General features: G+C 43.2%; 9 protein-coding genes and 2 riboswitches. All 9 genes read left to right on the forward strand.

Annotation, left to right across the window (positions count from 1 at the left end; genetic code table 11):
* Window position 1: 1 nt before the first annotated feature.
* Window positions 2-1,219 carry a DUF58 domain-containing protein gene (locus tag ACZ43M_RS01985; protein ID WP_464505817.1) on the forward strand — a complete coding sequence of 406 codons (1,218 nt, stop codon included), beginning with the start codon at window positions 2-4 and terminating at the stop codon, window positions 1,217-1,219.
* Complete coding sequence (locus ACZ43M_RS01990; protein ID WP_464505818.1) at window positions 1,216-3,402, forward strand: transglutaminase TgpA family protein; 2,187 nt, start codon at window positions 1,216-1,218, stop codon at window positions 3,400-3,402. Before ACZ43M_RS01985 ends, ACZ43M_RS01990 begins: the two co-directional genes overlap by 4 nt.
* A gap of 33 nt (window positions 3,403-3,435) precedes the next feature.
* Window positions 3,436-3,537: riboswitch (purine riboswitch) on the forward strand.
* A 142-nt stretch (window positions 3,538-3,679) separates the two neighbouring features.
* Window positions 3,680-5,200 carry a glutamine-hydrolyzing GMP synthase gene (gene guaA, locus ACZ43M_RS01995; protein ID WP_464507919.1) on the forward strand — a complete coding sequence of 507 codons (1,521 nt, stop codon included), beginning with the start codon at window positions 3,680-3,682 and terminating at the stop codon, window positions 5,198-5,200.
* Between the two features lie 133 nt (window positions 5,201-5,333).
* A riboswitch (purine riboswitch) is annotated at window positions 5,334-5,435 on the forward strand.
* Window positions 5,436-5,538: 103 nt separating this feature from the next.
* Window positions 5,539-6,870 (forward strand): NCS2 family permease, encoded by a 1,332-nt coding sequence (locus ACZ43M_RS02000; RefSeq protein WP_464505819.1) that lies wholly within the window; start codon window positions 5,539-5,541, stop codon window positions 6,868-6,870.
* 143 nt (window positions 6,871-7,013) lie between these two features.
* Window positions 7,014-7,952, forward strand: coding sequence for an ABC transporter ATP-binding protein (locus ACZ43M_RS02005; protein WP_464507920.1), 939 nt, complete (start codon window positions 7,014-7,016; stop codon window positions 7,950-7,952).
* Between the two features lie 11 nt (window positions 7,953-7,963).
* Window positions 7,964-9,190, forward strand: a complete 1,227-nt coding sequence (locus tag ACZ43M_RS02010; RefSeq protein ID WP_464505820.1) for an ABC transporter permease — start codon at window positions 7,964-7,966, stop codon at window positions 9,188-9,190.
* The gene (locus ACZ43M_RS02015; RefSeq protein WP_464505821.1) at window positions 9,183-10,310 is read left to right on the forward strand and encodes an ABC transporter permease; all 1,128 of its coding nucleotides are present in this window, start codon (window positions 9,183-9,185) and stop codon (window positions 10,308-10,310) included. Before ACZ43M_RS02010 ends, ACZ43M_RS02015 begins: the two co-directional genes overlap by 8 nt.
* 89 nt (window positions 10,311-10,399) lie before the next feature.
* Complete coding sequence (gene glcT / locus ACZ43M_RS02020; protein ID WP_464505822.1) at window positions 10,400-11,242, forward strand: glucose PTS transporter transcription antiterminator GlcT; 843 nt, start codon at window positions 10,400-10,402, stop codon at window positions 11,240-11,242.
* Between the two features lie 180 nt (window positions 11,243-11,422).
* On the forward strand, window positions 11,423-13,486 hold the full coding sequence (gene ptsG / locus ACZ43M_RS02025) for a glucose-specific PTS transporter subunit IIBC (protein ID WP_464505824.1): 2,064 nt from the start codon (window positions 11,423-11,425) through the stop codon (window positions 13,484-13,486).
* The last annotated feature ends 258 nt before the right edge of the window (window positions 13,487-13,744 follow it).

Below are 13,744 nucleotides of genomic sequence, written 5' to 3' on the forward strand. Positions count from 1 at the left end.
CATGAAAACGCTTTGGAAATTCACGAAAAAGGCATGGAGGTTTATCCTCCTGTTCTTGCTCATTTTATTGACCTTCTCCTATGCGATGTTTCAAGGGGGATTTGTCAGCTGGTTTTTGTTTTACAGTTTTCTGCCATTTGCCATCTACTGTGTCGCACTATCGCTCTATTCCCTGAATGAGATCGAAGTGACCAGAACCTTAACAAAAACGGATTACAATGCCGGTGAGCCGCTAAAGGTTATAGTCACGATAAATCGATCCAAGGGCTTTCCGTTGTTTTATTTAATTATTGAGGATGAGCTCACACAAGCATTGGAATTTGCCGAGCGGCTTAGTTCGCCGAAGGCCATTCTGTTTCCTGGCTTTAAAAAACAACTTTCTTATGAATATAGTATTAATAAGCTTCCTCGCGGCGAGCACTTTTTTCACGCGTTTAATCTGAAAATCGGCGACCCGCTCGGCTTGTTTGAAAAAGAAAAATCCCATCCTGCAGAAGGAAGGATTGTCGTTTATCCAGCGTTTACACAATTGCTTTACCGGCCGTTTGAAAACCAGTACGACCAAGGGTTAACGGCATCACGCGAGCGGGTCCAGCGTGATACGACAATGGCGGTTGGTGTCCGTGATTATCAGCCTGGAGACCGTTTTTCCTGGATTAACTGGAAGGCGAGTGCCAAGCGAAACGAGATTATGACGAAGGAATTCGAGCAGCGGCAATCGCATGATGTGTTTGTCGTGATGGACTGCGTTCCGGATAAGCGGTTTGAAACGGTTGTCTCCTTTACCGCTTCACTCATAAGGGCGGTATTAAAAAAAGGCGCACAAACTGGGCTGCTGACAATCAGTAACGACCGGGCTTCGTTTCCAATCAGAGGCGGCGAGCAGCATTTGCAGCAGCTGTTCTATCATTTGGCTAAAATTGAAGCGAAGAGCTTTTCGCCGCTGGAAAAAGTATTGGAAACAGATAGTCTGTTTATCCAACAATCTGTTTCGTTTATGCTTGTCACGGCACAGCTCAATAAAAAACTGATTGAAAAAGCCAGCTTTCTCGGTAAACGTAAAGGCTCCATTACCTTATTTTTAATAAAGGGTAAAAAGGAAGCGCCGAGCGATGAGGAGCGTTCACTTATTGCGACAGCGGGTGCCCGCGGTGTCCGGGTTATGATGGTCCATGACGGAGATTTTTCCTCAGCGTTCTCGGAGGTGAGCCTGCGATGACAAAACGAGATTTCCCGACCTTTCTTTTATATGTTTTTGGTTTTATGTTGATATGGGAATGGCTCCGGCCGGTGGAACAATTAACCGATACCGACAATATTGAAACATTTCTCGTATTTATAATCGTTGCCTTCGCCACATCTTTTCTCCGATTGAAGTGGTTTTGGCAATTTCTGGTTAATGCGTTTTATATTCTGTTTTCTGTAAATCAATTCTATTATGAGGGGGGATTTTTCAAGACTGAGTGGCTCAGCACCTTCCTGTCTGATCTGGTAAATAACTTCGGGTTGATTTTCGCCCAAAGCTGGAACGATTTAACCGATCAATTTCGAACACTATTATTTTTTGTGTTGCTGTGGCTGATGGTTTACCTCCTGCATTATTGGCTGTTGCGGCAGCAGCGGATTTTTATCTTCTTCTTTATGACCTTAGTTTATATTACGATCTTGGATACATTTACTGAATATGATGCAAAAGTAGCGATTGTCCGAAGTGTTGTCGTGGGATTTGCGATAATGGGGATGTTAACATTCTCTCGGATTAGTATGAGAGAACATGGGAGCCAATCCTCCTCCTTGAAAAAATGGATGGCTCCACTAGTTGGCATGATTGCATTTAGTGTTTTGCTCGGAATTGCCGCACCCAAGGCAGAGCCAATCTGGCCGGATCCGGTTCCCTATTTGAAAGCGGCACAAGGTAAGGGGGGCAGTGACGGCCTTGGCGGCATTAGTCGAATTGGCTATGGCTCCAATGATGAACGGCTCGGCGGGCCGTTTATTGGCGATAATACAACCGTGTTTACGATTGAATCCAATGGAAAGCATTATTGGAAGGTTGAAACGAAGGATATATATACAGGGAGGGGCTGGATTGCCTCGGGGTCGACACCAATTGAATTTACCAAGTCAGACCCCGTTCCGGTATTTTCCATTCCTAGTACTGTTGAAACGAGGGATGAAACAGCAAGAATCACCTCCGCACGAGAATCATCATTAATCGTCTATCCGGCGGGAGTTCAAAAATTTACTGATATTAATCCAGGTATTCCTGACAGGTACAATATTGAAATGGATTCATCAACAGAAAAAATTAACAACCTCCGTTCCTATGACTATAGTGTTGACTTTAAAGTGCCTAGATATAAGGCAATTGATTTAAGAAAACCGACGGGCTTTGACCCGAATGCAATGAGCCAGGAATTTTATCAAAGATATATCGAGCTTCCCGAAAACCTTCCTCCTAGGATCAAGCAATTAAGTGAAGAAATTACAGCCAAAGAGTCAAATTGGTTTGATAAGGCACGAGCGGTTGAGAGTTATTTCGGTAATGCGGAATATACGTATGATCAAAAAAATGTTGCCCTGCCAACGGGAAACGAAGACTATGTTGATCAATTCCTGTTCGATACGAAAACAGGGTATTGCGATAATTTTTCCACCTCAATGGCGGTTATGCTGCGGACAATCGGGATTCCGACGCGCTGGGTAAAAGGCTTTACCGGCGGCGAGTTCACGGAATATACCCAGGGGGATGAATCGAAGGAAATTTATCAAATTACCAATAATAATGCCCACTCATGGGTTGAAGTATTTATTCCTGGTCAGGGTTGGGTGCCATTTGAACCGACCAAAGGGTTTTCCAATAACCTGACTATCGACTTTGCATCTGGGGAAACACCATCAAGCAGTCAAACACCTCCTCCAGTACCGGTTCAAAAACCGCAGAAGGAAGAGCGTGATGAATCACCAGCGAACTCCAAGGAATCAGCGTTTGATTTTGCAACGATTATGACCAACATTCAAGACTACTTTAATAAAAATTGGCTGGCACTCCTGTTTTGGATGCTGCTCACAACATCGGCAGTCTTGATCCTTTACCGAATCCGCGGCAAATGGTTCCCATATATTCTGATGTTGCGCTATCGCTTTAGGAGAAAAGATGAAACTATCGGGGCGGCCTACATAATTCTGCTAAAGCAGCTTGAACGCTACGGATTAAAGCGGCAGGAGAACCAGACACTACGAAACTATGCCCGGTATGTCGACAGCTTCTTCTCAACCCGGGAGATGACGAGGCTGACGGACCGTTATGAGCAGTACGTGTACCATCAGTCTCTTCCTGAAGGGAGCTGGGATGATGCTCGTAAGTTGTGGGAAAATTTAATCAAAAAGACAATTGCTTGACCATTAAAACATCCTATTGATACAATATGTTGGAATTTAATAGAACGTTTCCTTCATATATCCTCGAAAATAGGGTTCGAGAGTCTCTACCGGGCTGCCGTAAATGGCCTGACTATGAAGGCAGAATTGGTCATAAGTAATTGTGAGAGTACTAGAATTCTGCCTTCCTGAGAGATATTGGAGGGAGAATTCTAGTTTTTTTTATTTTATTTAAAAATGGTAAAACTAAACTAACTTAAATAAATTGAGGTGGCCAAACTTGACGGGAAAGCAAGATATGATTGTTGTTTTGGACTTCGGGAGTCAATATAATCAGTTAATCACTAGACGAATTCGTGAATTTGGTGTTTATAGCGAACTGCATCCACATACGATTACGGCAGAGGAAATCCGCAAAATGAATCCGAAGGGTATCATTTTTTCCGGTGGTCCAAACAGTGTTTATGATGAAAATTCATTCCGCTGTGACGAAGAGATTTTTGAAATGGGTCTGCCTATTCTCGGCATTTGTTATGGAATGCAATTAATGACGGTCCATTTTGACGGCAAAGTGGAAAAAGCGAAACACCGTGAGTACGGGAAGGCGACAATGAAAGTGCAGAACCAATCGGCGCTGTTTGGCGGTCTGCCAGAGGAGCAGGTTGTATGGATGAGCCACGGCGACTTGGTGGTTGAGGCACCTGAAGGATTTACGATTGACGCGACAAGCCCATCATGTCCGATTACATCGATGAGCGATAAGGCTAGGAACCTTTACGCGGTTCAGTTCCACCCGGAGGTACGCCATTCTGTTTATGGCAATGACCTTCTGAAAAATTTCGTTTTCAACGTCTGTGATTGCAGCGGCGATTGGTCAATGGAAAACTTTATTGAAATGGAAATGGCGAAAATCCGTGAAACTGTTGGCGATAAAAAGGTGCTTTGCGCGTTAAGCGGCGGAGTTGATTCCTCCGTTGTTGCCGTCTTGATTCATAAGGCAATCGGCGATCAACTAACTTGTATTTTTGTTGATCACGGACTGCTTAGAAAAAATGAAGCTGAGAGTGTCATGAAAACCTTCTCCGAGGGCTTCCATATGAATGTCATCAAGGTTGATGCTAAAGATCGTTTCTTATCGAAGCTGAAAGATGTTTCTGACCCTGAGAAAAAGCGGAAGATTATCGGAAACGAATTTATTTATGTGTTTGATGATGAAGCGACCAAGCTTGAGGGAATTGAGTTTTTAGCCCAAGGAACGCTTTATACAGATATCATCGAAAGCGGTACAGCAACGGCCCAGACGATTAAATCGCACCACAATGTCGGCGGCCTGCCTGAAGATATGCAGTTCAAATTGATTGAACCGCTAAACACCTTATTTAAAGATGAAGTGCGGGCACTTGGCACAGAGCTTGGAATTCCGGATGATATCGTCTGGCGCCAGCCGTTCCCTGGTCCGGGTCTTGGCATCCGTGTTCTTGGTGCAATCTCGGAAGATAAGCTTGAAATTGTCCGTGAATCGGATTGGATTCTCCGTGAGGAAATTAAAAAAGCCGGACTTGACCGTGAAATCTGGCAATACTTTACCGTGCTTCCAGATATCCGCAGCGTCGGGGTTATGGGCGATACCCGTACCTACGATTACACGATTGGGATCCGTGCGGTCACTTCGATTGATGGGATGACCTCTGATTGGGCCCGGATTCCGTGGGATGTGCTGGAAGTTATTTCGACCAGGATTGTCAACGAAGTACCCCATGTGAATCGCGTAGTTTACGATATCACCAGCAAGCCGCCAGCCACCATTGAGTGGGAATAAGAAAAGCGGAAGCGCCCCTAGGCGCTGGAGCTAGACAATAACAGTTTAAAATACGAACGATGTTAAATTTTTATTTAATATCGTTCGTATTTTTTATTGACGAAATGAAAAAGCGCTGGTATGATAAAAGGGAATTAAATATGTCGAAAAGCGTCGTATAATATTGGGGATATGGCCCAAAAGTTTCTACCGAGCTACCGTAAATGGCTTGACTACGAGGCAGTGTTTAAATAGAGTGGAATGGGTTTTTCTCTGTTTACATAGCCTTAAGTCAACGTTCCGGTAGAATACCGGAGCGTTTTTTTGTTTATATTAAAAGAAAAACTGGGGGAAAAAACATGCACAAGTATTTTGAGTTTGAGAAATATGGAACGAGTTACCGCCGTGAATTTATCGGCGGACTGACCACTTTCTTGGCAATGGCCTATATCTTAGTTGTTAATCCGCTGACATTATCACTGGCATCAATCGAGGATCTGCCAGATGCATTGCGGATGGATTATGGGGCTGTATTTGTGGCTACTGCATTGGCTTCTGCGTTAGGTTCCATCATTATGGGGCTTGTCGGTAAATATCCGTTGGCGCTGGCACCAGGGATGGGCTTGAATGCCTTCTTTGCTTACACAGTCGTATTGGGAAGCGGGATTCCATGGCAGCATGCATTAGGTGCTGTATTCATTTCCGGAGTATTTTTCTTGATTTTAACATTAACCGGTCTTCGTGAAAAAATCATCAATGCGATTCCAGTTGAATTAAAGCACGCAGTTGGCGCAGGTATCGGTTTGTTCATTACCTTTATCGGCTTGCAGAATGCAAAAATTATTGTTAATAACGACGCAACACTTGTTGGGTTGGGAGATTTATCCGAACCTAACACCTTGCTTGCCATTTTTGGAATTATTGTAACAGTGATCATGATGACAAGAGGCATTAATGGTGCAGTATTCTACGGAATGGTCATCACGGTTATTGTCGGAATGATATTTAATTTAATTGAAGTACCTCATAAATTTTTTGGTGAAGTTCCAAGTATTTCACCGACCTTCGGGGCAGCTTTCACATCCTTAGGTGACAGTTCGTTTTATTCAACAGCGATGATTGGAATTGTCCTGACATTCTTGTTTGTTGATTTCTTTGACAATGCCGGTACCCTGGTTGGGGTAGCGAGTCAAGCAGGGTTAATGAAGAACGGTAAGCTCGAGCGTGCCGGTAGAGCGTTAATTTCCGATTCAATTGCTTCAACCACAGGAGCGATTCTTGGTACATCAACGGTTACTTCTTATGTTGAGTCAACTGCGGGGGTGGCTGCAGGGGCAAGAACAGGGTTCGCATCATTGGTAACTGCCGGACTGTTCATTTTATCGATCTTTTTCTTCCCGCTTCTGTCAGTTGTCACAGCACCTGTAACAGCACCAGCTTTAATCATCGTTGGGGTCCTGATGGTATCTTCATTAGGAAAAATCGAATGGACGAGTTTTGAAATTGCCGTGCCAGCTTTCTTAACCGTGATTGCGATGCCTCTATCTTACAGCATTGCGACAGGGATTGGCCTTGGTTTCATCTTTTATCCAATTACGATGCTGGTAAAGGGCAGGGCTAAGGATATTCATCCAATCATGTACTTCTTCTTTGTCATCTTTGCACTGTATTTTATATTTTTACAACATTAATATCAGTAAAAAGAGCTGTGAACAATGTGTTCGCGGCTCTTTTTTTGGTTCTTTTTTCCTGAAAAATATATATTTTTTTCCAATTTACTCCTGTATGATAGAGATGAAAGAGACAAAGAATTGGGGAAGTGATGAATGTGAACATGCTGACCGTTCATAATTTACGAAAAAGCTTTGGTCAGTTTGAAGCGGTGAAAGGTATCTCTTTTTCAGTGGAAAAAGGCGAGTCATTCGGGCTGTTGGGACCAAATGGTGCCGGAAAGTCAACCACGATTAATATGATTACCGGATTGTTCCCGCCGACCGCTGGAACCATCCATGTCAAAGATATGGATGTCATCAAAAATACGAAGCAGGCACAAAAATGGATTGGAGTCGTCCCGCAGGAAATCGCCCTGTATCAGGAAATGTCCGCGAGGGAAAATCTGAAGTTTTGGGGCAGAATGTACAATCTCAGCGGCAAAGCGCTGGAGAAGAGTGTCGAGGAAGTGCTGGAAATTATCGGACTGTCTGACCGAGCTAAAGATAAGGTTGAAACCTTTTCCGGCGGGATGAAGCGCCGGGTCAATATCGGGGCGGCAATATTACATCGGCCGGAAATGTTAATTATGGACGAGCCGACGGTGGGCATCGATCCGCAATCGCGGAATCACATTTTGGAGACGGTTAAGCGGTTAAACAGCGAAGGTATGACGATTATGTACACGAGCCACTATATGGAGGAAGTCGAATACCTCTGTGAACGGATTGGGATTATTGACCACGGTGAGTTAATTGCCAGCGGCACATTAAAGGAATTACGGGAATCGATTGGCGACCGCTCGAGAATTAATTTAACCATTGATAGCACTACAACCGAAAAAGCGAAAATGTCAGCGGCGCTCGAAGGTTTATTTTTAGAAAAGGATTTAAAGCTTCAAGATAACCTGCTGACAGCTTTTCATAAACAACCGCAATCGGTATTAAGCGAAATGATTCAACGGGTTACAAAAACAGGGGCTAAGGTTAGTTCAGTAGATATAGTCGAGCCAAATCTTGAGAGCATCTTTCTCCACTTAACTGGCCGAAGCCTAAGGGATTAGGGGTGAAAGTCATGGCTTTTTGGTGGCTTGCGTGGAAGGACTTGCTGATGCTCGCCCGTGATAAAAAGGCATTGCTCACGCTTGTGATGATGCCGCTGCTGTTAATATCGATCCTGGGTGCTGCGTTTGGAAATATGTTTGAAGAAGAGGATGCTGTCCCATTCAAGAAGTTCAGCCTCGGGGTTGCTAATTTGGACGATGGCCCGCTTAGCACAGCGTTGATTGAAGAGGTTTTTCAAAAGCAATTATCGAAGGAAATCAATATAAAGCAGTTTAGCGAAGATGAGCTACATAAAGAAATAAAAAATCAGAAGCTTTCAATTGGACTCATCATAGAGTCTGACTTCTCGTCGTCTTTGGCCTCGGGGGAAGAGGCGAAGGTAAAGCTGTTAACAGGTCCAGACCCAGGAATCAAAGATGATATTGTAGAGAAAGTAATGGAGCAATTCGCCGATAATATTCCGATTGAAGTAATGGCAAGACAAGCAGCGCAGGCTGTTCAGGCAGAAGGCACTGAAGTAGATCCCTCAGCCGCACAAACAGGAACCACTACAACTGACAACCTCCAAGATCCATCTGCTTCCCGGCACTTGCTCAAAGAAACGACCGTTAATGCGAAAACAAAAATCGTCAGTTCGTTCCAATATTATGCAGCGGCAATGGGCGTGATGTTTCTATTAATGACAGTTGTTCAGGGTGTTTCCAATATGATTCTTGAAAAGGAACAAGAGGTCTATAAACGATTGCTTCTATCGCAGTTAACCTACACCAATTACCTCATTGGAAAGCTGCTTGGGCTTGTCATTATTTGCTTGCTCCAAGCCGCAATTATTATTGCCGGAACGAAATATATATTTGGCGTCGATTGGGGCGGATCGGCATCCGGAATTGCTGTCATGACAGCCGCTTTTGTCATTAATGCCTGCGGACTTGGGGTGTTGGCGGGCGCGTTTGTCAAAACAGAAAAAGCCTTCTCGGTTGCGGGCATGTTTGGTTCGCAAATTCTAGCCGCCTTGGGTGGAAGTATGGCACCGCTGTATATTTTCCCGGATTGGGTTGTTTCACTTACAAAGCTGATTCCAAACGGGCTTGCGCTGCAGACATACCTAAAGTTAATGACCGGTGCATCTTTGGGTGATATCCTGCCGGCAGCAGGCGGGGCCATTGGACTCGGATTACTCTTTTTTGCAATTGGGTTAATTCGCCTTTCGATGGAAAGGAGAGGGAAATATGCGTAAGATGTGGAATATTCTTACCCTTCATTTGAAGAAATTTTTCAAATCGCCAGGCTCCATTGTGCTGATGTTTGTGATGCCGGCACTGTTCAGCTATATCTTTGGCGGCATGTCAGTAAAATCGCAGGAGACAAAGCCGTTAGTCAATATTGTTGTCGGCCAAGGTGAATTTAGTACAGAGGTTTATAACCTTTTGAAGAAAAATGAACAATATACTTGGAAGAAAGCATCCTTAAAGCAGGCAAGGTCAAATGTATCCGAACAGGATACCATTGCTGCAGTAGTAATCCCGGACAACCTGAAGCAGAGAATCATTGAAAACCAGCCGCTATTTGATGTAGTGATTCAGCGGAAAACGGAGCAATATTATGCGTTAAACCGATATTTGCAGGGAACAGCAGGGTTAATCCTGCGCTCTTACCAAACAGCTGCCTTTGGAGAGCCAGCATCTTTTCCGAAATTGCTGCAGGCAGTTACCGCTAATAAAGGAGTTAAGATAGAAAAGGAAATCATCCAAAAAGAGAAAAATGACAAAGCAGACATTAATTTAATGTTTGTCGGTTTTGCGATTATGTTTATGATGTTTGGCCTATCCGGTGCGGCCTCCACAATTCTGGATGAACGAATCGGAGGTACATGGGGGCGCTTGATGCTGACACCGGCCACGAGGCTTCAGATTATCATGGGCTATATCTTATCCTATTTCTTTATGGGGTGGATTCAACTTGGTGTATTAATGACAGCGATGAGCCTGATGTTTGATATTGGCTGGGGAAATTTAGCATACCTGATTCCATTTGCCTCACTCGTGATCGTAATGGTGGTGGGCTTTGGACTAATGATTGCCGGGCTTGTTAAAACGAAGCAGCAGGCCTCGGCGATTGGCGCGGTGTTAATTGTGAGCACCTGTATGCTCGGAGGTGTTTATTGGCCAATTGATATCATGCCAGACTTTATGCAAAAGATTGCCCTCGGCGTCCCGCAAAGCTGGGCAATGGCCGGGTTTAAGGAAATCGTCAGCGGCAGTTTGCACGCGGCATCCTTATGGAAGGATACAGCAGCATTACTAGGTTTTTCGCTATTGTTCTTTTTCTTAGGGCTGAGGGGCATTAAATATGAATAATTCAAGTCTTTGTAAAACTAGGTCGTTGACTTCCTGTTTCTAGTCTTTTAGTATGAAAGTACTAATAGTCTGCGAAGCGGGGAAAAGAAATGGCAAGACTTAGAATTGAGAAAGCGTTAAATAATAATGTGTTAATTGCGGAGCACCCTGCTTACAATGAAGTGGTGATTATCGGCAAAGGCATCGGCTTTAACCGCAAGCGGGGCGACTTTATCGATACCGATAAGGTGGAAAAATTGTTTGTTTTGAAAAATGAGACAGCGCAGGAGAATTATATTAAGCTGCTTCCGTTTCTTGATCAAAATTTCCATGAGGTTATTATTTCCGCAATGGACTTAATTAAGCAGCGAACGAATTCGGTGCTGAATGAACATATACATGTTGCCTTAACAGACCACTTAATGTTTGCTCTAACAAGGGCATCCCAGGGGATGGAGACGAGCAACCCCTTTTTAGTCGAAACGAAAGCGCTCTATCGCCGCGAATATGAGGTAGCGAAGGAAGTAGTCGAGCTGATTAAACAAAAAACAGGCCTTGTCTTACCTGTAGGTGAAATTGGTTTTATCGCACTTCATATCCATAGCGCCATTACAAATAAAGAACTGTCTGAGGTCAACCAGCATTCGCAGCTGATTAGCAGATTAGTCGAATTGGTGGAAAAGCAGTTTGATATTGAAATTGATCGAGAAAGCATTGATTATATGAGACTTGTCCGTCATCTCCGATTTACCATTGAACGGGTGAAAAAGGGGGAACGGGTCGAGGAACCAGAAAAAATTGCGACTCTCTTTAAAGAAGAATATCCTGTCTGCTATAATCTCGCTTGGAAGCTTATTAAAATCATGCAGCATACACTAAAAATGAAAGTTTTTGATGCTGAAGCTGTGTATCTTACAATGCATTTGCAGCGTCTGCAAACTAAAATTAAATAATCCTCATCTTACGTGTTACTGATTCGATCAGGCATAAGTAAAAATCTATTGAAATGAAAATGAATGGGAATTCTATACCCATGTCTTCATTCAATTGGTCTTTTGCTCATGCCTTTTTTGCTTTTTATTAAGTGAAACGTTTAATGAACTGAAACAATAATTAGTAGGAGGAACACTTTGATGTTTAAAAACGTTTTTGGCGTTCTTCAAAAAATAGGTAAAGCATTAATGCTTCCTGTTGCCCTCTTGCCGGCAGCAGGGTTATTGCTGGGGATCGGAAATGCATTGCAGCAGCCCACAACGCTTGAATATCTGCCGTTTTTACATGCGGAATGGATTCAGTTGATTGCAAGTGTAATGGAGGATGCTGGTTCCATTATTTTTGGTAACTTAGCGCTTATCTTTGCAGCTGGTGTTGCATTAGGGTTAGCAGGAGATGGAGCTGCGGCGCTTGCCGCTATTGTTGGCTATTTAGTATTAAACCAAGTAATGAGTACGTGGGCAGGTGTAACAGCAAAGATGGTTGCTGATAATCCCTCTTATGCGAATGTACTGGGAATCCCCACGTTACAAACGGGTGTATTTGGAGGAATTATTGTTGGGCTTATTGCGGCTTTTGCCTACAATCGATACCACAAGATTGAAATGCCCTCTTTTCTTGGATTCTTTGCAGGTAAACGGTTTGTCCCGATTGTTACTGCCGTCTTTTCGTTGATTGCTGGTTTATTACTATTAGTGATGTGGCCGCCCATCCAGCATGGGATGAACTCTGCTTCTAACTGGCTGCTGGGAAGTGGAACCTATGTGGCTGTTTTCTTTTTTGGCTTTATAAAACGTTTGCTCATTCCATTTGGGCTGCATCATATTTTCTATGCGCCATTTTGGTATGAGTTTGGATCCTATAAAACACAAGCTGACAACATCGTTCATGGTGATATGACGATTTTCTTTGCTCAATTAAAAGATAATGTAAAACTGACAGCCGGCTACTTTATGCAGGGTGAATTCCCGATTATGATGTTTGGTTTGCCGGCCGCTGCACTGGCGATGTATCATACAGCCAAGCCAGAAAAGAAAAAACTAGTAGCTGGTCTGCTTGGTTCTGCTGCCTTAACATCATTCTTAACGGGTATTACTGAACCAATTGAATTTTCCTTCTTGTTTGTATCACCGCTATTATTCTTTATCCACGCCGTATTGGATGGACTTGCCTTTGTATTAATGGCCTTATTTAAAGTTCATTTGGGTTATACATTCTCTGGAGGAGCCATTGACTTCTTTTTGTTTGGGATACTGCCAGGAAAAGAAAAATGGTGGATTGCTATCCTATTGGGTATCGTTTTTGCGGTTGTTTATTACTTCGTTTTCCGGTTGTTGATTAAAATGTTAAACATAAAAACACCAGGCAGAGAAGATGAGGAAACACCATTTGCAGAGATGGGGACAAAACAACATGCAGGAGATCTGCCGTATAATATTCTTGAGGCAATGGGCGGACAGAAAAATATTACCTATCTCGATGCATGCATCACACGTCTTCGTGTTACGGTAAATGATATAGAGATTGTAGATAAGGATGAACTGAAGCGCTTAGGAGCTACAGCTGTACTCGAAGTAGGTAATAATATACAAGCTATCTTTGGACCGCGTTCAGAAACAATAAAAAGCCAAATGCAGGATATTGTGAGAGGCAAAACCCCTCGGATAGTTGAAAAGTCACCTGAAATAGGTGCAGTACAGCAAATTGAAACAGTGAATCCGGGAGCATTACAAAATAAACTGAATGTCATCGATAGTTTTGTCATTCCGATCAAAGGTCAAATCAAGCCAATCAGCGAAGTTCCAGATCTGGTTTTTGCAGAAAAAATGATGGGCGACGGTTTTGCAATTGTTCCGGAGGAAGGAATCGTTGTTTCTCCTGTTGATGGAAAAATCGTTAACCTATTCCCAACACAGCACGCGATCGGAATTCTCTCTGATAGCGGCCGTGAAATTCTAATCCATGTTGGATTAGATACGGTTAACTTAAAAGGCCAGGGGTTTGAAACATTGGTATTTGAAAATGCCACAGTCACAAAGGGCCAGCATTTGTTGAAGTTTGATATTGCTTATATGAAAGAACATGCCAAATCAACCATTAGCCCGATTGTCTTCACTAACCTGGCTGCAGGCGAAAAAGTTGTGGTGGAAAAGCAGGGTCTTGTTGACCTAATGCAGGAAGGTATTATAAAGATTACAAAATAAATGAGATAACCGGTCCGGTGATAGTCGGCCGGTTACTTTTTTATAAAAAGTTAAATTTAGTGTTGACGTATTATAGGCACGGTGATATTATATTAAAGCAGTCGTTACTGACGCGTTAACAACACGGTGATGTTAAAAAACATCTAGAAAGTTGTTGACACGAAATTGACGATGTGATATATTAATAGAGTTGCTTCTGAGAAGAGGCTAACTGATAGTTCTTTGAAAACTAAACAAACAAAAACGTCAACAATAAAA

The organism is Neobacillus sp. B24 (genome assembly GCF_055381825.1).

Excerpts from the sequence above, each read along its gene's own strand:
- ACZ43M_RS01985 (WP_464505817.1), top strand. The coding sequence starts at position 2 with ATGAAAACGCTTTGGAAATTCACGAAAAAGGCATGGAGGTTTATCCTC.
- ACZ43M_RS01990 (WP_464505818.1), top strand. The coding sequence starts at position 1,216 with ATGACAAAACGAGATTTCCCGACCTTTCTTTTATATGTTTTTGGTTTT.
- guaA (WP_464507919.1), top strand. The coding sequence starts at position 3,680 with ATGATTGTTGTTTTGGACTTCGGGAGTCAATATAATCAGTTAATCACT.
- ACZ43M_RS02000 (WP_464505819.1), top strand. The coding sequence starts at position 5,539 with ATGCACAAGTATTTTGAGTTTGAGAAATATGGAACGAGTTACCGCCGT.
- ACZ43M_RS02005 (WP_464507920.1), top strand. The coding sequence starts at position 7,014 with ATGCTGACCGTTCATAATTTACGAAAAAGCTTTGGTCAGTTTGAAGCG.
- ACZ43M_RS02010 (WP_464505820.1), top strand. The coding sequence starts at position 7,964 with ATGGCTTTTTGGTGGCTTGCGTGGAAGGACTTGCTGATGCTCGCCCGT.
- ACZ43M_RS02015 (WP_464505821.1), top strand. The coding sequence starts at position 9,183 with ATGCGTAAGATGTGGAATATTCTTACCCTTCATTTGAAGAAATTTTTC.
- glcT (WP_464505822.1), top strand. The coding sequence starts at position 10,400 with ATGGCAAGACTTAGAATTGAGAAAGCGTTAAATAATAATGTGTTAATT.
- ptsG (WP_464505824.1), top strand. The coding sequence starts at position 11,423 with ATGTTTAAAAACGTTTTTGGCGTTCTTCAAAAAATAGGTAAAGCATTA.